General features: G+C 62.6%; 21 protein-coding genes. 6 read left to right on the forward strand and 15 right to left on the reverse strand.

Going from position 1 to position 20,364, the window contains the following annotated elements; all coding sequences use genetic code 11:
- Positions 1–9 precede the first annotated feature (9 nt).
- The 5 genes from EV698_RS02555 to EV698_RS02575 are packed head-to-tail and all read right to left on the reverse strand — an operon-like array spanning position 10 to position 7,651.
- Positions 10–1,794 carry a response regulator gene (locus tag EV698_RS02555; RefSeq protein WP_130502599.1) on the reverse strand — a complete coding sequence of 595 codons (1,785 nt, stop codon included), beginning with the start codon at positions 1,792–1,794 and terminating at the stop codon, positions 10–12.
- Positions 1,795–1,814: 20 nt separating this feature from the next.
- A complete protein-coding gene (locus EV698_RS02560; RefSeq protein ID WP_207220474.1) occupies positions 1,815–2,327 on the reverse strand; it encodes a putative pterin-binding protein in 513 nt (170 codons plus the stop codon).
- On the reverse strand, positions 2,314–4,455 hold the full coding sequence (locus EV698_RS02565; RefSeq protein ID WP_130502600.1) for a response regulator: 2,142 nt from the start codon (positions 4,453–4,455) through the stop codon (positions 2,314–2,316). Before EV698_RS02565 ends, EV698_RS02560 begins: the two co-directional genes overlap by 14 nt.
- Entirely contained in the window at positions 4,455–5,576 is a 1,122-nt protein-coding gene (locus EV698_RS02570) for an FIST signal transduction protein (protein ID WP_130502601.1), read from the reverse strand. Before EV698_RS02570 ends, EV698_RS02565 begins: the two co-directional genes overlap by 1 nt.
- On the reverse strand, positions 5,576–7,651 hold the full coding sequence (locus EV698_RS02575; protein WP_130502602.1) for a putative bifunctional diguanylate cyclase/phosphodiesterase: 2,076 nt from the start codon (positions 7,649–7,651) through the stop codon (positions 5,576–5,578). The genes EV698_RS02570 and EV698_RS02575 overlap by 1 nt, the downstream gene beginning before the upstream one ends.
- 94 nt (positions 7,652–7,745) lie before the next feature.
- Here EV698_RS02575 and EV698_RS02580 point away from each other — a divergent pair, with 94 nt between their 5' ends.
- Entirely contained in the window at positions 7,746–8,471 is a 726-nt protein-coding gene (locus EV698_RS02580; protein ID WP_130502603.1) for an Hpt domain-containing protein, read from the forward strand.
- A 24-nt stretch (positions 8,472–8,495) separates the two neighbouring features.
- Here the strand turns inward: EV698_RS02580 and EV698_RS02585 are convergent, their stop codons facing one another.
- A complete protein-coding gene (locus EV698_RS02585) occupies positions 8,496–8,948 on the reverse strand; it encodes a methyltransferase family protein (protein WP_130502604.1) in 453 nt (150 codons plus the stop codon).
- 39 nt (positions 8,949–8,987) lie between these two features.
- Entirely contained in the window at positions 8,988–9,551 is a 564-nt protein-coding gene (locus tag EV698_RS02590; protein WP_165385697.1) for a porin family protein, read from the reverse strand.
- 110 nt (positions 9,552–9,661) lie between these two features.
- On the opposite strand from EV698_RS02590, the gene EV698_RS02595 reads away from it, so the two are divergent.
- Positions 9,662–10,246, forward strand: coding sequence for an IMPACT family protein (locus EV698_RS02595; RefSeq protein ID WP_130502606.1), 585 nt, complete (start codon positions 9,662–9,664; stop codon positions 10,244–10,246).
- A 19-nt stretch (positions 10,247–10,265) separates the two neighbouring features.
- Positions 10,266–11,132 (forward strand): GIY-YIG nuclease family protein, encoded by an 867-nt coding sequence (locus EV698_RS02600; RefSeq protein WP_130502607.1) that lies wholly within the window; start codon positions 10,266–10,268, stop codon positions 11,130–11,132.
- Here the strand turns inward: EV698_RS02600 and EV698_RS02605 are convergent, their stop codons facing one another.
- The 6 genes from EV698_RS02605 to EV698_RS02630 all read right to left on the reverse strand — a co-directional run bounded on the left by EV698_RS02605 (position 11,133) and on the right by EV698_RS02630 (position 17,010).
- Positions 11,133–12,125 carry an asparaginase gene (locus EV698_RS02605; RefSeq protein WP_130502608.1) on the reverse strand — a complete coding sequence of 331 codons (993 nt, stop codon included), beginning with the start codon at positions 12,123–12,125 and terminating at the stop codon, positions 11,133–11,135. It abuts the gene before it with no gap.
- Between the two features lie 23 nt (positions 12,126–12,148).
- The gene (locus tag EV698_RS02610; RefSeq protein WP_130502609.1) at positions 12,149–13,240 is read right to left on the reverse strand and encodes a sulfate/molybdate ABC transporter ATP-binding protein; all 1,092 of its coding nucleotides are present in this window, start codon (positions 13,238–13,240) and stop codon (positions 12,149–12,151) included.
- A gap of 9 nt (positions 13,241–13,249) precedes the next feature.
- The gene (cysW, locus tag EV698_RS02615) at positions 13,250–14,080 is read right to left on the reverse strand and encodes a sulfate ABC transporter permease subunit CysW (protein WP_130502610.1); all 831 of its coding nucleotides are present in this window, start codon (positions 14,078–14,080) and stop codon (positions 13,250–13,252) included.
- 3 nt (positions 14,081–14,083) lie between these two features.
- Positions 14,084–14,911, reverse strand: coding sequence for a sulfate/thiosulfate ABC transporter permease CysT (cysT, locus tag EV698_RS02620; RefSeq protein WP_130502611.1), 828 nt, complete (start codon positions 14,909–14,911; stop codon positions 14,084–14,086).
- A gap of 18 nt (positions 14,912–14,929) precedes the next feature.
- A complete protein-coding gene (cysP, locus tag EV698_RS02625; protein WP_130502612.1) occupies positions 14,930–15,964 on the reverse strand; it encodes a thiosulfate ABC transporter substrate-binding protein CysP in 1,035 nt (344 codons plus the stop codon).
- 164 nt (positions 15,965–16,128) lie between these two features.
- A complete protein-coding gene (locus EV698_RS02630) occupies positions 16,129–17,010 on the reverse strand; it encodes a YihY/virulence factor BrkB family protein (RefSeq protein WP_130502613.1) in 882 nt (293 codons plus the stop codon).
- A 77-nt stretch (positions 17,011–17,087) separates the two neighbouring features.
- Between EV698_RS02630 and EV698_RS02635 the strand changes: the two genes are divergently transcribed.
- The 3 genes from EV698_RS02635 to EV698_RS02645 are packed head-to-tail and all read left to right on the forward strand — an operon-like array spanning position 17,088 to position 18,643.
- On the forward strand, positions 17,088–17,468 hold the full coding sequence (locus tag EV698_RS02635; protein WP_207220475.1) for a DUF423 domain-containing protein: 381 nt from the start codon (positions 17,088–17,090) through the stop codon (positions 17,466–17,468).
- A 9-nt stretch (positions 17,469–17,477) separates the two neighbouring features.
- Positions 17,478–17,954, forward strand: coding sequence for a YaiI/YqxD family protein (locus EV698_RS02640; RefSeq protein WP_130502614.1), 477 nt, complete (start codon positions 17,478–17,480; stop codon positions 17,952–17,954).
- Positions 17,951–18,643, forward strand: a complete 693-nt coding sequence (locus tag EV698_RS02645) for an aspartate/glutamate racemase family protein (protein ID WP_130502615.1) — start codon at positions 17,951–17,953, stop codon at positions 18,641–18,643. The genes EV698_RS02640 and EV698_RS02645 overlap by 4 nt, the downstream gene beginning before the upstream one ends.
- Here EV698_RS02645 and EV698_RS02650 read toward each other — a convergent pair.
- Both EV698_RS02650 and EV698_RS02655 read right to left on the reverse strand, forming a co-directional pair.
- A complete protein-coding gene (locus tag EV698_RS02650; RefSeq protein WP_130502616.1) occupies positions 18,640–19,893 on the reverse strand; it encodes a TRAP transporter large permease in 1,254 nt (417 codons plus the stop codon). The two genes, EV698_RS02645 and EV698_RS02650, sit on opposite strands and share 4 nt — an antisense overlap.
- Positions 19,890–20,363, reverse strand: coding sequence for a TRAP transporter small permease (locus EV698_RS02655; protein WP_207220476.1), 474 nt, complete (start codon positions 20,361–20,363; stop codon positions 19,890–19,892). The genes EV698_RS02650 and EV698_RS02655 overlap by 4 nt, the downstream gene beginning before the upstream one ends.
- Position 20,364 lies beyond the last annotated feature (1 nt).

Here is a 20,364-nt window from a genome sequence, read left to right on the forward strand (position 1 = left end):
CCGATTCAGTTAATAGTCGCTACTCGGAGTGAGCGGTATATAGCGCTCGATTGTGGCGCCCAGTTCGGTGGCGTCGACCGGCTTTTTGACTACGTTTTGCATGCCGGCATCCAGACAGCGCTGCTCGTCTTCGTCCATGGCATTTGCCGTCATCGCGATAATCGGCAGCGCCGCGCCGCGCGCCCGCAGCTCCCGCGTGGCTTCCAGTCCATCCATGACCGGCATCTGCATGTCCATGACCACCAGGTCGAATGTCTCGGCCTCGAACTGCTCGAGGGCCTGGCGACCATTCTCGACAACGACAACCCGGTGTCCCATCTTCGAGAGCATCGCCCGGGCCACCAGCTGATTCACGGGGTTGTCCTCGACCACCAGGATTCGACCGATCCGAGTCGGTACCGTCGGCGCCTCGGCCGAGTCACTGGCCATGGCGTCGGCTGTCGATGACGCGGCGATCGGCAGTCGCAGGTGCACCTCGAAACGGCTGCCACGGCCGGGCTCACTATCAATGTGGATGTCACCGCCCATTTCGTCGATCAACTCCCGACTGATGACCAGACCCAGCCCCGAGCCCTGGTGCGTCCGGGTCAACGATGTATCCACCTGCGAAAAGGCCTGAAAAAGCGTTGCCTGATCCTCGAGACCAATCCCGCAGCCGGTGTCGGCGACATGAAAGCGCAAATCGAGGCGATCCTTGATCTGCTCGGCCTCTACGGACAGCGCGACATGGCCTTGCTCGGTGAACTTGAACGCGTTGTCGATCAGGTTCATCAGTACCTGGCGGAGCCGATCGGGGTCGCCGCGCACGTCACCAAGGTCGTCGGGGTAATGGCAGTGGAAGGTGATTGGGCCGTGCTGTGCCTGGATTCTGTAACCCCGGCAGAGGGTCTCTAGGAATTCGTCCAGGCAGAACGGTCGATGCACCAGCGAGAGCTTGCCGGCCCGGATGCGCGAGTAATCGAGGATATCGTTGACCACCGTGAACACGGCATCGGCGCTGGCGCGCAGTGTCTGCAAATAGCGATAGGCGCGGGACTGCGGAGTGAGCTCCTGCTGAATGATATCGGTCAGCCCGAAGATGCCGTTCAGCGGCGTGCGCACCTCGTGGCTGATAACGGCGAGGAACTCGGTCTTGGCCTGGCTGGCCTGTTCGGCTTCGGCCCGGGCGGTTTCCAGCTCGCGGTTGGAAGCCTCCAGTGAGGCGCGTTGACGGCGCAGCTGACGGACCAGCATCAGGCCGGCCAGCATCGCCAGCGCGGCGAGAACCAGCACCGTCTGGATCATCCGGATCTGGCCTTCACGGCTTTTCTGGCGCTCGCGGGCGAAATGTCGGTTGGTGGCGAGGAGCAGGTCGCCGGTTCCGACCTGAATCCGCTGTAGCGTCGCCAGAAGCGGTTCACGACGCTCGTTGAGGTTGCTCGCGCTCAATGTGCTTATGCGCCCGTCCAGCGCTTTGATGCGCTCGAGCAGCGAGTCGACGTTGTAGTCACGAACCTCCACCGACTGGACCAGGTCGGCGACCTGACCCCGCTGGAGTACATTGATACGGCTGTAGAGGATGTCGTAGTTGAGCTTGACCTCGGCAACCGTCTCGGGCGTCGCACGCAGCAGGGAAATCCGCAGACTCTTCAGTTCGCGGTCGAGCTGGAACGTGGCCCAGACCGCATCCTCGAGCAGCACATCATCGAGCGCCCGCTGCTTTTGCAGCGTCAAAACTCCGACCGCCATCAAGGCAAAGAACAGCACGCCCAGTGGGATCAGGGTTGAGAAGCGTTTATGAAACGTCAGGCCCACATGAGCATCCTGCCCGGCGTCTATTCGACGTGAAGTCGGTTGACCTGCCAGACCGAGCGGCCGTAGATGGTTTCGCGGTGGAGCTCGGGGTGGCTGTCGAATGAGTAGATGACAAAGATCGGGCCTCGCTCACGCACGCTCATGCGCTCGCCGTCCTTGTGGGTGGCAAGGATGACGTCGTAGTCCCGCAAGTCGTCCACCGGGATCTCGGCGCCGTAGTCGTTGAGGGCGGTTGCCGTTATCTGCACACCCTGCGCATCCACCGCATCGAGTACTGCCCGGGCCAGGGGGCCACTGAAGGTCTTGGGTCCATCGTGCCAGGGCGTTTCGGTCTCCAGCCTGCGGCCCTCGAGTTCGGCGAGCATCTCGGCATCGAATACCGCCTGATCGCCACGGTTGGTGGTTCCGATGTCGCCGCCGACAGTGAGGATGACCCGACCTTCCGGGGCCTCCAGTGCGCTGGAGGCGGTGCTCCAGAGTGCCAGCAAAGCAGTGATGGCGATCAGTGCGGCGGTAGATCTACTGTTGGCCATTGGGAGGTTCCTCATTGATTGGCCAATCGAGGGCTCTCTGTCGGACCCGGTCGATCTCGGCCTTGAGTCGATCGGCATTGAGCGGTTTGGTGACGTAACCTTCCATTCCCGCTGCCGCATATTGGGCCTGGTCGCTCTGAATGGCATTGGCGGTCACGGCCACGATTGGCGTGGGAGCGCGACGATATCTCTTTTCCTGGTCACGGATATGACGGGCTGCCTCCACGCCATCCATACCGGGCATCATGATATCCATGAGGATGACGTCAAAATGCGTCTCGTGGAAGCGCGCCACGACCTCTTCGCCGTTTGCGGCAGTCTGGAACGACATTGCGTTTTTCTCGAGCAGCTTTTCGGCCATTATGCGATTGACCGAGTTGTCCTCGGCCAGCAGGACATGCAGGCCGGCAAGGCGCTGATCACGATTTCTCACTGAGTGGGTTGGCTGCGCCGGGGCAGGGTCGAGTGTCTGCAGGAGTGTCCGAATTGTGCGGATCGATAGCGGCTTGGACATCGGCTGCGGAACACCCAGCCGGTCCGCCTGGTGGGCGGCCTCGGCACCCAGCGTGTCAGTGACCAGCCGCAGCGGGGTTCCGGCTGCCTGCAGGGCATGGATCGGGCCGAGGGCGGCGTCATCATGGGCCATTGCGCTCAGCCGGGCATCCATGAGGATCAGATCGAATGCGGAGGCGCAGGCACTGGCTTTCTCATTCTGCGACACGGCTTCGGCGATGTCGGGGACGATAACCGCCTCGACGCCGAGGGTTTCAAACAGCGTTCGCGCCAGGGCGCCATCGCGGACATCGTCATCGATGGTCAGTACGCGTCGTACGTTCGTCCCGGCGGTTACGCTCTTCTCGGCCATGGGCGCAGGGCCCGAGCCAAGGAACAGATCGACCCGCATTACGGTTCCTTTGCCCTCCTCGCTAGTCATCGAGATCTGGCCGCCCATCAGTTCCGTCAGCTGCCGGGTAATGGCGAGCCCCAGTCCGGTACCTTCAAAGGGGCGATCATTGGCGTTGCTGGCCTGTTCAAACGAATCGAACACATGACGCTGGCGATGCGGCGAAATGCCCACGCCGGTATCCAATACCGTGAATGCGATCGGCAGCATACCGTCAGTGCCGGGGCCGGATGCCCCGGCCATGGCGACTTGCAGCTCAACATGGCCCTCATCGGTAAACTTGAGTGCGTTACTGAGCAGGTTGTCGATGATCTGCTGCAGGCGCACCGGATCAACCACCAGCGACCCCGGCAGTTGCGGGTCGAGGGTGCAGTACAGACGTACCCCGCGAGTCATTGCCCGGGGAGTATGGGCCTGGACAATCTGCCCGATCAGGGCACGGACGTCACAGTTCTGGGGACGAAGCTCAAACTTGTCGGCCTCGATTTTCGACAGATCAAGAACCATGTTGACGATTTCAAGCAGATGATCGGCACTATTGCGGGCCAGATCGATATACTGGCGCTGGTCAGTCTGCAACGAGGTCTCTGCCAGTAGGTCGAGCATGCCGAGGACGCCATTCATGGGCGTTCGGATCTCGTGGCTCATGTTGGCCAGAAACTGGCTCTTGGCCCGGCTGGCCGCATTGGCCTGGTCGATCTGGTACTGAAGCTCGCTTTCGTACAGGCAGGCGCGGGCGGCGTTGGCCAGTTTTTCCATCAGTCCTGCCAGCGACATCAGCAGGCTATGGGTGAAACCGTTGCCCCGCCGCCGCAGCAGCAGGATTCCGAAATTGGGCAGGTCAAAGACGTAGTCTTCACCGTCACTGGCGGGATCGGGGAGTCGGGCCGGCAGGCGCCTGGCCAGGCGGGGCAGCTCGGTGTCGCGATCGGGCAATTCCAGCCAGTCGATGAGCTGCTGAAAATCGCACTGTCGAGTCAATGTGCGTGGCAATGCCAGTGAATAGCGCCACTGCAGCGACGATGCTTCGCGATCATCGTTGTCAGCTGACTGCGTGTACTGCAGCACGCACCCGCTGACGCAGTTGAGAACGCGCAGCATCTTGCGCAGGCTCTCGGTGAGCATCTCGTCGAGATTAAGACTCTGGCCGATCGAGATGGATATCTCGTAGAGCAGATCCGATTCGGGGATGGAATGTGTGAGAGGCGGGCGCTGATCGCTCATCAATCGAGAATCGCGTAGACGATGCTTTTATTGAGGAAGTCGAGATAGTCGCGCCCGCTATTGGCAATCTCGCCCAGCGTGAACGCGCCATGGATCGGTGTGCCGGCTCCCACGGCATACAGTTCGCGTCCCAGTTCGTCACCCAGAAATAGCACGCGCGAGATGCAGTCAAACATCAGCGCAGTGTCGATCGCTTCCTGCGGACGAGTCGTGATGGCCTCACGTCGAGCATTACCCGCCGCCGAGAGCAGGGTATCTACGTCGCCGTTCAGCAGCCGAATGGGGCACCCGGCGGGTACCTCACCCACGCAGACGATTTCACCGGCCTCGTTCATCATCAGCGGGTCGCGGACCACAACCTCCGCCCCGTACCGCGCGATCCCCAGGGGATAGGATTTGGCGATCGAAAAGAAGTTGTCCGCATCGATCTGCTGGCCGCCGTGGGCGAAGACCTCGCGGGCATAGAGTTCGGCCGCCGGTTGCCAGTCGATGGTCCGTACCCGGTTACCCTCGCTTTCGGTGACGGTCATTGCCCTGCTGATCGGATGCCATCCATGGCTAACGCCAATGGCACTGCGAACCGCCAGCCGGGCGACCAGGGCGCCATCCTCGTGCAGCCCTTCAGGGGTGATGATGCAGGGCGACTGACGAAAACTGAGCGAGCCGGCGCCCCCTCCGATAAAGTTCTGCTCCAGGCCAAGACTGAAGAACAGGGCCTCGATCAGGTCACTGATCCGGGCGGCGAGACCGTCAACAACCACCAGGTAGGTGGTGTCCCGGGGCTTGTCGGGCCAGTCGTCCGTGAACGCCGAAATGGATCTCTCGAACGCCGTATTGGTGGCGCTCAGGTTGCCGACAACGCCATAGTCGGGGAGTTGGTCAAGCCCTACAACGAGGGTTCCTCGCTCGTGGCTCTTACTGCGATAGGCAACCGCCGGGAAGATGCCGCCCAGCAGGGGCAGAGGCGACGCGGTGATGGCCGCATGCATCGCTTCCGTCGGCAGGTTGTTACCGTCCGCGGCAAACACCAGAGCCGCATGCACAGTCGGGTCAACGTGGAGTCGTCGTACAGCCTCGACAAGCCCCGCCACGGTGCCGGTCGGATCGAATTCGGCGCGCATTACTCCTCCTCTTTGGAGGAGGCGGTCAGCAGACCGGTGCAGGCGTCTGCTTCCATGGGTCGATGAATGAGGAATCCCTGAATGGCATCGATTTCGAGGGCATGCATGTAGTCGCGCTGGCGCTGGGTTTCGACACCCTCAGCAATCGTCTTGAACCGGAGCCCGTCGGCGAGGGAGTTTATCGACCGGATCACTGACCGGTTACGCCGATCGCCCGTCACCGCCTCGATAAGGCTTCGATCGATCTTCAGCGTATCTATCGGAAACCGCAGCAATGATTCGTAGGACGCATAACCGGTCCCGAAATCGTCGATGGCAAGCCGGAATCCGGCGACTCGAAGTTGCTCCAGGATGCGTTGGCTGGCGTCCGGGTTATGCATGGCCATGCTTTCGGTGATCTCGAGTTCAATTGTGCGCGGATCGACCCGGTGACGACGGGCAATTCGGGTAACGCGGTCGGCGAGATCACGGCGCTCGAATTGCTGTGCCGAGATATTGACGCCCAACACCAGTGTCGCGTTCGCCTCGTGCCAGATCGCCAGTTGCCTGCAGGCCTCATCGAGGACCCACTCGCCGACATCGCCAATCAGCCCGATTTCCTCGAGCATGGGGATGAACCGGCCAGGGGAGATAACGCCATGAATGGGATGGCGCCAGCGCAGCAGCGCCTCTACGCCGTTGAAAGACCCGCCGTCGGCCGGTTGCTGGAATTGGTAGACAAGGAAGAATTCTCCCCGCCCCAGGGCTTTGCGAATATCGCTTTCGAGGCTCAGGACACCGCTTTCTTCCAATCCTTCGGTTTCCGGGTAAAGCATAACGTGCCGATGACCCCGGCGGTCGCGATTCGACTGCTGCGCCCACTGCGCGCGATTGATCAACGTTTCCGCGTCGCTGGCATCGCTTGGATAGAGACTCGCGCCTGCGGAGAAATCGACGAACACCTCTTCGCCCGCCACCGACAAGGAGCTGGCTAACGGCGCCAGCCATTCCTCGTAGTCTGCGATTGGGATATCGATGGTGTCGACGGGTGAGGCGATTGCAAAGGTATTGGCTTCAAGGCGTCCCGCCACAGCATTCGCGGAGAGAACATCCCTTAGACGCTGGGCAAAGGTGGCGATTATTTGATCGCCAGCGCTGATGCCAAGCATTGCGTTGATCCGGCTCAATCCGATGATTTCGATCACCGTGACCGACCAGGGTTGCCCGCCCTGCTTGCTGATGTGGTCGCGGAGTACTCGGTTGAAATGCCGATGTCTTGGCAGGTCCGTGAGTTCGTCGTATTCGGCCCGATAGCGCGCGCGATCCTCGAATGCGCGCAACCCGGTGACATCCTGGAAGGCGCCAATCAGCCAGGTCTGGTTACGGCTTGCCTCGCTCTGTAGTCGCAGGATGGTGGGCTGGTCATCAAGCAGCCACAGGGTGCACTCGACATCCACGCCTCGTTCGCCGGCAATCGCCGAGTCAAAAGCTGCCTCCAGGCGGTAGCGATTGTTGTCGGCGGCGCGTTCGATCAGCGCCTCGCGGGTCTCGGGTAGGGTGGCACAGCCGAGCAGCTCGGCTGCCCCGGCCGACCATTGCAGTCGGCCGGTTACGTGATCAAGTCGCCATGAGCCCAGCCGCGCCATTCGACAGGCGACGGCCTGCTCTATCCTTGCGTCTGCAAGTGCCTGTGCCCGCGCCGCGGCCGCCAACGCATACTCGACCCGCACGACCAGCAGCGCCAGCTTGGCGGGCTTAGTGATGAAGTCAGTGGCGCCCACGGCGAATGCCTGATGGATGGATGCGGTGTCGTCCTGGGCCGTGAGAACCAGAATAGGGATGTCCCGGTCGCTCGAGCCGGCTTGCCCGAGGCGAACGGTTTCAATCAAGGAAAACCCGTCGCCGTCTGGCAGATTGATGTTTACCAGCACCAGATCCGGCGGGTCGGCCTGCATCGAGGCAAGTGCCTCGTCGGCGCTGTTTGCCTGCCTTATCGCCCAGCCATTCTTGCCCAATCCGGCGGAAGTTATCGTTTGGATGACCGGATCATCCTCCACGATCAGGATCGTCTGCGACTGCGACTGCGACTGCGACATTGGGCTTTTTCGTTCGACGCTAAACTCGGCAAGGAGTGTATCCTGCTGAAGAGGTTTTGTAATACGTGTAAAGGCGACAAGGTGGTGCAAGCGGATGGTGCCCAGAGACTTTGATCGTGAGGCAGGCCTCGCCTGTGTCGATGGCGATGAAACGCTTTATGAATCGGTACTCGCGATATTCCATCAGCAGCTGAGGGATCACTTTGCCTCGCTGCCCGATTCCCTCCGTGGGCCCTACGATGAGGTTGTTGTGCGTCAGGTGCACTCGTTGAAGGGATCGGCGGGATCAGTGGGAGCGAATCGCATCGAGGCCAGTGCTGCGGCGATCGATCGACGTCTGAAATCAGGTGATGGCGACATCGACGAGGCACTGATCGGAAAACTGGCCGTGGCACTGCAATCCGCCATCAATCATTCAGTAGGGCATATCAACGGGATAGAACTGCCATTCGGCATAAACGCAAAAGGGTATTCGAAACGTGTGATCGCCAGAGACTTTGATCGTGAAGCAGGCCTTGATTGTGTGGACGGCGACGAAGCGCTTTATGAATCAGTACTCGCTGTGTTCCATCAGCAGTTGATGGATGACCTTGTCTCGCTGCCCGATTCGCTCCGCAAGCCCCGCGACAATGCCGTTATGCGTCAGGTGCACTCGCTGAAAGGATCGGCCTTATCCGTGGGAGCGAAGCGCATCGAGGTCAGTGCTGCGGCGGTCGATCGGCGTCTGAAATCAGGCGATGGCCATATCGACGAGGCACTGATCGGGGAACTGGCTGCGGCACTGCAATCCGCCATTAATTCGCTCGAGTCTTCGCATTGAACGATGCCCGCACCTGCAGGGCCATCAGATCCAGCGCCGCACGCCGCGACAGTAAGCACGATAGCGCTCGCCGAACCTCGTCGCGAGGGCACGTTCCTCGGGCCGGATCTGGAAGCGGGTGATGAAGACGACGAACACCGCCGCCATGATCAGGCCCGCGGGATTCCCCAGCCACAGTATCCAGGCGACAAGTAGCAGTGCATCGCCGAGATAGATCGGGTTGCGACTGTAGGCATAGGCGCCGCCCACAATCAGATGACTGGCGCGCTCGGGATGGATCGGGTTGATCGTTGTGTGTCGCGCGGCGAAGCGGACGGCGGCCATGCCCATCAGCACGATGCTGGCAATGACCAGCAGCCCGGCGGCAACGTCCAGCCCCGGGATCGATACGCGTAGCGCGGGTAGCGATCGATCAATGAGCCAGACGAGTGCCGCGGCGATCAACAGGACAGCGGGCGGGGGGAGGCGTGTGTTCATGGAGATGGATTGTACTGCCATCCGCCCGGCCAAGGGATATCAGAAGCCGTAACTGGCTCCGATCGTGATGCCGGTCGCCTCGTAGGCATCCTGATCCAGATAGCTCGCCCATTCCACATAACCCGATATCGCTTCGGTCAACCCGGCTTGAGCCCCCACACCATAGGAGAATCCGGTGTCATCCCTGGTCAGACTGCCGCTCAATCCCCCGGCGCTTGCGGTGATTTCCGCCTCGGCGTAACTGAAACCGGCGAGTCCATAGACCGACATTGCCCCGGTGACCGGCAGGTGCGCGACCGCATAGGCGCCTGCAAGCCGTTCGATATCAAGCTCGCCGGTCACATTCATCCCATTCAATCGAGCACTCGTTTCGTCGCTCGAGAGCCCGAAGCCGAGGCGGCCCTCGACCGCGATATTGTCCGTCACGTAATAGCCCAGGCGCCCGATCAGCGCGGATGGATTGAATTCCGGAGCGCCCTGCTCATCGTAACTGGTCCTCGTGAATCCGCCGCCGACGTAGGCATCTCCGGCGTTCGCAGCCATCGTCGGTGCGGTTGTCGTCATCAGTGCAAGGGCGAGGGGTAAATGCTTGGCGCTTGGCATGGGTTTATCTCCGTTTGCTGTTTGGACATGACGGAGATTAGTGCTCGACAGGATGCCGAATTGCGCACTCATGCGCATAATAACGAGCCGTCGCCAGCCGCTGATCAGTGATGTACCGCGTACCCGCAACAACCGGCACCGCCGAGATCACCGTCAAGCGCAGTCGCTTCATCGCCACTGCCGTGCCGGCAGCGGACCGCGACGCGGCCCTTGCCGCGGTCGATGAGTCGCGTTGCCAGCATCCCGAGGCGCGGCATCACTGCTGGGCCTGGCAGGGGCGAAACAGCGCGGCATCGAGCGACGATGGCGAGCCCGGCGGTACGGCGGGGCGGCCAATCCTGGGCGTTATCGGTCATAAGGGACTGGTCGATGTCGTCGTCGTTGTAACGCGCTATTTCGGCGGTACGAAGCTCGGTGCCGGCGGGCTTGTCAGGGCCTATGCCGGGGCGGCAGAGGCGGTGCTCTCGGAGTTGCCGGGCCGTACGGAAGAGCCGGTGGTGCATTGCTCGCTCGCCATGGCGTTTGCCGACGAGCAGCCGCTGCGCCACTGGCTCTCCGGCCAGCCGGATGCCGATCTTCGGGCGATCGACTATGGCGAAGGCGTTACTGCGACGCTGACAGTACCCGAGGCCGTACTGGCCGACTTCGAGGCATGGTGCGCCGCACGCGGGCTGTGTTGTCATTACGCGGATTAACCGCGGCGAGAACGATTCATTGGCTGAACAGCAGACCCCCGGCGATGCCGACCACATGCTCCCCTACTATGTCTACGAGCTTCGCGATCCACGCGACAACGCGGTCTTCTATGTCGGTAAGGGCACCCGCGATCGCGTGGATTTCCACGACGAGGGTGATGAGAGCGATAAACAGCGCCGTATCGCCGCGATCAAGGCATCGGGCCATGAGGTAACTCGCGTGATTGTCGCCCGTGTCGAGACCGAGGCTGAGGCGTTCGCCGTGGAGACCGTGCTGATCAAGTGGACCTACGGATTCGATCACCTCACCAACGCCATCCACGGCCATCGCGCGAGCTTTGTGCGGCCCTCCACCGAATGGCGCCAACAGGCCTACACCACGATGCCCGGAATCGATGTCGAGCGCGTGCCTCGCGGCCTGCGGGAGGGCACCTATACGCAGAAACAGCGCGACCAGATCCTCGATAACGGTATCGTCGAAAAGCTCTGGGCCATTTACGACTACCTGCGCGGGGTTTTCGGCGACGATCCGCGTCACCAGATCCATGAGCCGGATCTGAGTGTCGCCCAGGATCCGCATTTGCTGGTCAGCGGCTTTAGCCCGGCACTACGGCTCATGATCCGCCTGCCGCTCAGCGGCCGGGTGATGCGGCTGCAGGCAATCCCGGCCCGCGGTGGTAGTCGCCAGGCGCTCACCGAGGCAATGCAGTGGCTTGACCCGGCTCCCGCGATCAACAACGGCACCTGTTATCGCTGCTACGCGCCGATCGGGCCCTCGGTGAGCCGGGAGGTCGATCGCAAGGGGCAGCTCGCGATCGATGATCTGGAGGGACTCGGCCGGGCGATTCGCCGAATTACCGATCCGTTTCGGCGCCGGCGCGGCTAATCAATCCGCCGGCCAGCCGGCGACCCGGGTCAAGCCGGCCGCCAGTTCCGCACGAGAGGCGCCCGCCGATAACAGCATGATCAGCAGAATCCGCGCCTGCCGAGCCGTGAGTGCGCCCGCCGGCAGGGCACCCACCGCGATGATCGATTCTAGACTACCGATGTATTCATAGACCGTTCGAACCGGGCCCGAGCCGGTGCTCGAGGTCACGGCGATCGGGATACCGGCGCTGCTGGCCCGCTCGATGGCAGGCACCCAGTCCGGCGGCACCTGTCCACGGCCGAGGGCATCGATCACCAGGCCGCGAGCGCCATCGGTCACTGCGGCATCGATCAGGCAGGTACCATCGATCGCGGCGGTCAGTATGTCCACGCGCGGTATCACCTCGCCCCGTGGAACCGGATCGGCGGGGCGGGCGCGCAGGGCATAGCGCAGCGCCGCTCCATCGATCTGCCCGATCGGGCCGTAGCCTGGCGAACCGAAACCGGCCAGGCGATAGCTGCTCATTTTGCGCACCAGCGTGGCGCTGTGGATCTCCTCGTCGAAGACCACCAGGACGCCCTGGCCGCGTGATTCCGGGGCGCTCGCTGCGCGAATCGCATCGACGAGGTTGCGGGGCGCATCCGAGCCGGTTTCGTGCAGTGCGCGTTGCGAACCGGTGACAACCACGGGGCGGCGGCAGTCGCCCAGTGCCTGCTGCAGGAACCACGCCGTATCCTCGAGGGTGTCGGTGCCATGGGTGATGACGATGCCCTCGGTGGCCGCTTCCCCTAGAAGGGCCTCGCAGCGCTCGGCGATACGCCACAAATCCTGCAGGCTGATCGCATTGCTGGGCTTCTGGAGCAGGGACTCGCTCTGGACGGGGTGTTCATCACCCATCGCCGCCCCGATCCGTTCCATCAGATGGTCGGCGCTAAGCGCACCGGCGACATTGCGACCCTGGTCGCTGGCGGTGCTGGCGATGGTGCCGCCGGTGGTGAGTAAGTGAATCATGCGATCAGTGTAACGCGGTCGCTCTACACCCAGATCATCGTCTGCGGTGCGGCCCGTGATTCGACGAACAGGTGGCCGATGGTGGGTTGTGCGAAACAGCGATCGCCACGTTGCGGCCGCCGGCGGTTGAAATCCGCATGGGTCATGCCGACTTCCCAGAGTTCCGGGCTCTCCCAGCCCTCCGGCCGGAGCTCGAGTCGTACCTCGGCGCCGATCAGATTGATGGCCTCGATCCGGAATGGCAGATAGGCGTCATCGCCGGGCGTGTCACACAGACGGACCTCATGGGGGCGCAGGTAGAGCTGGGCGGCGGCCGTCGGGCAGGTATCGGGCAGACGCACCCGGGCCGACCCCTGCGTGAGCACCCGATCGTGGATCCGTCCGGGGAGGATATTGACCCGCCCCAGGAAATCGAACACGAACCGGCTGGCCGGGCGCTCGTACACTGTCTGCGGCGGGTCCACCTGTTCGATCCGGCCGTGGTTCATGACCACGACCTGGTCGGAGAGCTCCAGCGCCTCCTCCTGGTCGTGGGTCACGAAGACACTGGTGAAATGCAGCTCATCGTGGAGGTTTCGAAGCCAGCGCCGCAGCTCCTTGCGCACCTTGGCGTCGAGGGCCCCGAAGGGCTCGTCGAGGAGCAGGATCTCGGGCTTGACCGCCATTGCCCGGGCGAGCGCGACGCGCTGCTTCTGTCCGCCGGAGAGCTGGGCCGGGTAGCGATCGTGCAGGGACTCGAGCTGGATCATCTCGAGCAGCTCGTTGACTCGCCGGTCAATCGCGGCGCGGTCGGGGCGCTCGGCTCGCGGCAGCACACTCAGGCCAAAGGCGATGTTCTCGGCGACATTCATGTGCCGGAACAGCGCGTAGTGCTGGAAGACGAATCCGACCCGCCGATCGCGTACATGGCGGTCGGTCACATCCGTTTCACCGAACCGGATACGGCCTGTATCGGGGGTCTCGAGCCCGGCGAGTATCCGCAGCAGCGTTGTTTTGCCCGATCCGGACGGGCCGAGCAGGGCGGTGAGCTCGCCATCCGGGATAGCCAGTTCGATGTTGTCCAGCGCCGGTAGCCCGCGGAACGATTTTCCGATGCGCTCGATCGTGATACCCATTTCGGTCCCTCAGTGATGGCTCTGCCGCCATTCGATGACGGTCTTGGCGATCAGCGTCATCAGTGCGATGCCGGCGAGCAGAGACGAGGCGGTGAAGGCGCCGACGATGTTGTAGTCCTGGTAGAGCAGCTCGACCTGCAGGGGCAGGGTGTTGGTCTCGCTGCGAATGCTGCCCGAGACCACCGAAACGGCGCCGAACTCGCCCACCGCCCGGGCGTTGGTGAGGATGACGCCGTAGAGCAGCGCCCAGCGGATATTCGGAAAAGTCACCCGCCGGAACAGTTGCCAGCCCGAGGCCCCCAGCACAACCCCGGCCTCTTCCTCCTCGCCACCCTGCTGTTGCATCAGGGGGATGAGCTCGCGCGCCACGAACGGGCAGGTCACGAAGACCGTTACCATCAAGATTCCCGGCCAGGCGAACATCAGCTCGATATCGTATTGACCGAGCCAGTCGCCCACCCAGCCGTTGCGGCCATAGAGCAACAGAAAGAGCAGACCGGCCACCACCGGTGACACCGCAAAGGGTATGTCGATCAGCGTGGCGAGCAGCTTGCGGCCGGGGAAGCGGAACCGCGTCACGAGCCAGGCAAGGAACACCCCGAACACCAGGTTGAGCGGGACGGTCAGCAGGGCCACGAACAGTGTCAGGCCGATGGCGTGGAGCGTGTACTCGTTGAGAATGTTGCCGATATAGCCAGCCCAGCCATCCGCAAAGGCCTGGACGAAGATCAGCACCAGGGGCATCAGCAGCAATAGCCCCGTCAGCGTGATTGCCAGCGTGATCAGCGTGCGGCGGACCATGGGACCGTCGCCGACGCGGCGGTGATGGCGGGCGGCCATGCCTCAGCCTCCGTGCAAGCGCTTCAGATAGCGCTCTTGCCAGATGTTGATGCCCAGCAAAAGCAGCAGCGAGACCGTCAATACGACCGCCGCGATTGCACTCGCGGCGGGGAAGTCGTATTCCTCGAGACGCACGAAAATCATCAGGCTGATCACCTCGCTGATGTACGGCGAGTTGCCGGCAATGAAGATCACCGCGCCGTACTCACCCAGGCTGCGGGCGAACGACAGCGCACCGCCCGTCACCACCGCCGGCCATAGCGCGGGCAGCAGGATCCGGCGGAAAACGGTGAAATCCGAGGCACCCAGACTCATCGCCGCTTCCTCGTCTTCCGGGGAGAGCTCCTCGAGAACGGGCTGAACCGTGCGGACGACAAACGGTACGCTGGTAAACGCCATCGCCACGATAATCCCCAGCGGGGTGTAGGCGACCTCGATACCCAGTTCGGCAAGCCAGCCGCCGTACCAGCCGCTCTCGGCGAACAGCGTCGCCAGTGTAATGCCGGCCACGGCCGTTGGCAGGGCGAAGGGCAGATCCATCAGCGCATCGAGCACCCGTCGGCCGGGAAAGTCATAGCGAACCAGCACCCACGCCATCAACAAACCGAACCCGCAGTTGAACAGCGAAGCGGCGAGCGCGGCCAGACCCGTGATCCGATAGGCGGCAACCACCCGTGGATCGCTGACGACCAGCCAGAACTGCTCCCAGCCCATGCCGGCCGCCCGGATGAAAAGGCCGGTGATGGGCAGCAGGATGATCAGGCTGATGAAGAAAAGCGAGATGCCGAGGCTCAGGCCGAACCCCGGCAAAACGCGCTTACTGGCGTTCATCGACGGTCGCTGTATCGTCTAGCGCCGCTGCAGCCGGTCAAGCCGTCCGCCGCTTTCAAAGTTTTCCATGGCCTCCTCCCAGCTGCCGGCGATCTCCTCGACGCTCATGAGTTCGACCTCGGGGAACCGGTCCGAGACCTCCGTCGCAACGTCCTCGACATGGACCCGGTAGTTGAAGCTGGCCAGCAGGCGCTGCGCCTCCTCCGAATACAGATGCTCGAGATAGGCCCGCGCCAGATCACCCGTGCCCTTCTCCTCGATATTGGCGTCGATGACGGTAACCGGGAATTCCGCGAGGAAGCTGACCTCCGGGACGACGATCTCGAAGCCCTTGTCCGGATGCTGCGACGGGATGTTGTTCACCTCTGATTCGAAGGTGAGGAGTACGTCACCCAGCCCGCGTTCAACGAAGGTGGTTGTCGCGCCGCGACCGCCGGAGTCGAAGACCTTGACCTGGCCGAGCAGATCGCTCAGAAAGCCGTCGATCTTCTCCTGATCGTCACCAAAGCGCGACTGCGCGTACCCCTGGGCGGCAAGGAAGGTATACCGCGCGTTCCCGGAGGTCTTCGGGTTGGGCATGATCAGATCGACATCCTCGGCGACCAGGTCGTCCCAGTTCTGAATGCCTTTCGGATTCCCCTCCCGCACCAGGAAGGCCATGGTGGAGTAATAGGGTGAACTGTTATTCGGCAGGCGATCGGCCCAGTCCGGGGGAATGAGGTTGCCGCGTTCGGCAAGGATATTGACGTCGGTGACCTGGTTGTAGGTCACCACATCCGCATCGAGACCCTGCAGGATCGCCCGTGCCTGCTTGGACGAACCGGCGTGGGACTGCCGGATGTTGACCGTCTCGCCGGTCTGCGCCTCCCAGTGCTCCTCGAACAGGGTGTTGTAGTCGGCGAAGAGCTCGCGCGCGATATCGTAGGATGAGTTGAGTAATTCCCGCTCCTGAGCGGGCGCCGGCATGGCCAGTGCCAGGGTAAGTCCGGCGCCAATGGCAATCCGGCCAATGCCGTGATGGATAGGTGGAAGGCCGGGTTTCCCGCGATACATGGCTGAATTCCTCTGATTGATCCGTTTTTATGCGTTCAGGCGATAGTCGCCCTGCATTGTTAGAACGGAACGATAGGTAACGGGCACACCTGTCGCAACAGATCGGCTAGATGGATTCAGTCTGAGGTCACAACGTCCGGTTATAACGCGGTGTCCTGCGCTTATCAGCGGGGCACGATCACGCCGCCCCTGGCGGTGAAGATGGCCCGTGTCGCGGCCGCCCCGAGCAGCACGATCAGTGCCGATCCGTAGATCCACAGGAGAAGGACGACCAGCGATCCGGCGGCACCATAGGCCGAACCGGGGGCAGTGAGGGTGAGGTAGCTCGCCATGAGTTGGCGCCCGGGCATGAAAAGAATGGCGGTGATCAGAGCGCCGGGCATGACATCCCGCCAGCTCAGTCTGACATCCGGCAGGATCCGGAAGATCGCGGCGAAGAGGATCGTCATGACGGACAGGGTCAGTGCGGTATCGAGTAGCGTCAGTAATCCGACGTCGAATGGCAGCCAATCCGCCGCAAAGCGCGCCACCGCCCTGACTACAACACTCGAGACGAGCGTTACCAGCAGGCTCAGGCCGAACAGCCCAACGATCAGCAGCGACAGGAGGCGGTTGCGGAGCACCATCAGGATCCGGCCACGCCGGGTTGGCTGCAGGGTGACGCCCCAGATGGCGTTCAGGGATCGCTGTAGCTGTGCGAAAACGGCGGTGGCACCCACCGTCATCGCCCCGAGCCCGGCAATGGTTGGCAGCCAGCCGGCCCGGTCAATGCGCGTATTGGCGATCACCTGCCGTGCCGCCTGTGCCGCCTCCTCGCCGATGAACCCCTGCAGCTGGCCCACGATCCGTGTCTCCGCCGCTTCGGGGCCGAGCAGAAAACCCACTGCCGTGATGACGAAGATGAGGATGGGAGCCAGCGAGAACAGCGTGTAAAATGCGAGCGCACCGGCGTTGCCGAGCGCATTGTTGCTCTGCCAGAGATTCCCGGCGTCCAGCGCGATCCGCGCGATGCGCAGTGATGCGATCCTGATCGATGAAAAAGTCATGGGTTTTCCGTTACTCAACCAGGGCAATGGTCACTCATTCCGAACAGCATAAAACCAAACAGCGAGCGACAGCTACAATGCGCATTTTCCTGATCCTGGCAGGCCTGCTGGGCCTGCTCGCCGTGGCGTTCGGTGCGATTTCCGAGCACACGATTCGCCCGGCCGTGGAGGCCGAGTATTTCCGATACCTGATGACCGCGGTCCGCTATAACCAGGTCCATGCGGTGGCATTGCTGGCCCTGGCGTTCGGGCTCGCGCTGCCGCTTGCCAGCGAGACACGGGGCCGGCTCCAGATCGCTGCCTGGTTGATGTTCGTCGGCACCGTGCTTTTCAGTGTCAGCATCTACCTCGGTGTCGCGCTGGATGTCATCGAGTTCACCTATATTACGCCAGTGGGTGGCACGCTCCTTATGTTTGCCTGGCTTGCGATCATCTGGACGGGCTGGAAGGCCCGCTAGGCGGCCGTCATGCAACAGGCGAGTCATCCAGCACATCTATGGGTGGATGCCGATGCCTGCCCCGGGACCGTGCGCGAGATCCTCTTCCGGGCCGCTCAGCGTGTTGGCGCACGCCTTACCCTGATCGCGAACCAGCCCGTGCAGACGCCGCCCACTTCCCTGATCGACGCCGTCCAGGTCAGCGCGGGGTTCGACAAGGCCGATGACGAAATCGTCCGCCGTGTCCATGATGGCGATCTGGTGATTACCGCCGATATCCCGCTTGCCGCGGAGGTGATCGACAAGGGCGCCATGGTGCTCAGTCCGCGTGGCGAGGTGCAGACCCGCGAGAACATACGGGCGCGACTGCAGATGCGCGATTTCATGGAGACGCTGCGCAGCAGCGGGGTTCAGACAGGGGGTCCGCCCGCACTGACCCATGCCGATCGCAAGCGCTTTGCCGACGCGCTGGATCGTTTTCTGGCTGATAAAGGAGATACGCCGTGAAAACACTGGGCTTGATCGGGGGGATGAGCTGGGAGTCCACCCAGAGCTACTACGCGCTGATCAATCAGGGTGTTCGAGCCTCGCTGGGAGGCCTCCACTCGGCGGAAATCATCCTCCACAGTGTCGACTTTGCCCCGATCGAGACCATGCAGGCCAATGGCGAATGGAAACGCGCCGGCGCCCGACTGGCCGGTATCGGCCGCCGGCTGGAAATGGCCGGCGCCGACGCCCTGGTCCTGTGTACCAACACCATGCACAAGGTGGCCGGCCCGATCGAGCAGGCGACGTCAGTGCCATTCCTGCACATCAGCGATGTAACCCGCCAGGCCATCAAGTCGGCCGGCTATCGCCAGGTCGCGTTGCTCGGCACTCGCTATGCGATGGAAGAATCCTTTCTGACGGATCGCCTCGCGGACGATACGCTCCAGGTCGACGTGCCGGAGAGCGCGGATCGGGAGCTGATCGATCGGGTGATTTTCGACGAGCTCTGCCAGGGGGTGGTCAATGCCGAATCCCGCCGGCGTTTCGAGGCGATCATTGAAGGCCTGGTCAACCAGGGGGCCGAGGCGGTGATTCTTGGATGCACGGAGATCGGTCTGCTGGTCGATGCCGGGACATCACCGGCGCCGTTACTGGATACGACCCGTTTGCACGCCGAGGCGGCCGTTGCATTCGCGCTCGGTGACTAACCCGCGACGATCATCGGCAGATAAACCACGGCGAGCAACACGCTGATCAGGCACAGGAGATAGGGGATGACGGCGCGGGCGATCCGCTCCAGAGGCTGCCCGGTGACCGAGGAGGCCACATACAGGTTAATGGCCACCGGCGGCGTGATCATGCCAATCGCCAGTCCGACCACGATGATGATCCCGAAATGGATCGGATCGACGCCGATCTGCGTGACCAGCGGCAACAATACCGGCGTAAGAATAATCAGTGCACTGGCCGTCTCGATGAAGACACCCGTGAGCAGGATGACCGTCACCACCAGCAGCATGATCGTATAGGGGTTGCTGGATAGCGAGAGCGCGAATTCCGCGATCTGGCCGGGAATGCTCCAGTTGGCCAGTGTCCAGCTGAGGACGGCGGAGGTCGCAATCACGAACATGATGACAGCGGTGGTGATCACCGAGCGGATCATGATGCGGTACACGTCCCGCAGGCCAAGATCGCGCTCGATGACCAGCGAGACGAAAACCGCATAGTTGACCGCGATCACGGCGGCCTCGCTGGGTGTGAAAAGCCCGGAGAAGATGCCGCCGAGAATAATCAGCGGTGTCAGCAGTCCCCAGAATGCCCCGCGCAAAGTGCTCCAGACATGACCAAGGCTGAAGGCGGAACCGCGCGGATAGTTGCGCCGGTAGGCCTGCGTCACGGCAATGGCCATCAGACCTACGCCCATGGCGACCCCGGGCAGAAAACCGGTCAGGAAAAGCTCGGTGACCGATTCGCGGGCGATCACCGCGTAGATGATCAGCGGGACCGAGGGCGGGATCACTACACCGATGGTGCCGCTTGCGGCAATCAGGCTGGCCGCGGCGGCAGGGTCATACCCCCGGCGACGGAGCTCGGGCACCAGCGCGGAGCCGATGGCAGCCGTGGTGGCGGCGCCGGAGCCGGATATGGCGGCGAAGAACATGCCCGCGAGCACCGATACGACCGATAGCCCGCCTTTCACGAACCCCAGCAGGGAATCGGCGAAGGCGACGAGCTTTTCGCTGATCCGGCCACCGGCCATCAGGTCGCCGGCGAGGATGAAAAGCGGCACGGCGACCAACGCGAATGAATCGATACCGGCAAACAATCGCTGGGGCAGGACCATGAGCGACACGCCATCGGCCCACAGCGCGGCGACGGTGCTCGCACCGATCGCAATGGCCACCGGCACGCCGATAACAAGGAATAACAGGAAGCTGGTGAACAGCAGCAGCGTCATCGCCCGGCCAGCGCCTCAAGCAAATCAATGAATGCCATGAACCCCATGATTCCGGCGCTCAGCGGCATGACCGCGTACACCGCCGACATGGGGATCTGCAGCGCTGGCGACTGCTGATACGACTGCAGGGCCATGTAGTCGAGTCCAACCCACACCAGGACGATCATGAACACGAGGGCCACTATCGCGACGAGCGCCTTAGCGATCCGGGGGATCGGTGAAGGCAGACCGTCGGCGATCACGCTGACCGCGATATGCCGGCCGCGCCGAAAGGCCAGGCAAGCCCCCAGGAAGGTCAACCAGATGAGTAGATAACGTGCCGTTTCCTCGCTCCAGCTGGTGGCGTTGAAGAACAGCCGTGACACGATCTGCAGGGACATGACGCCGATGAGCGCCACAACACCGGCAAACGCAATGCGTTGCAGCACGGCATCAATGACGCCCTCGACGCGCTGGAGTGTCGCCAGCAAA

The sequence above is a fragment of the Spiribacter vilamensis genome (assembly GCF_004217415.1).
In the GTDB taxonomy this organism is placed as follows: Bacteria; Pseudomonadota; Gammaproteobacteria; order Nitrococcales; family Nitrococcaceae; genus Spiribacter; species Spiribacter vilamensis.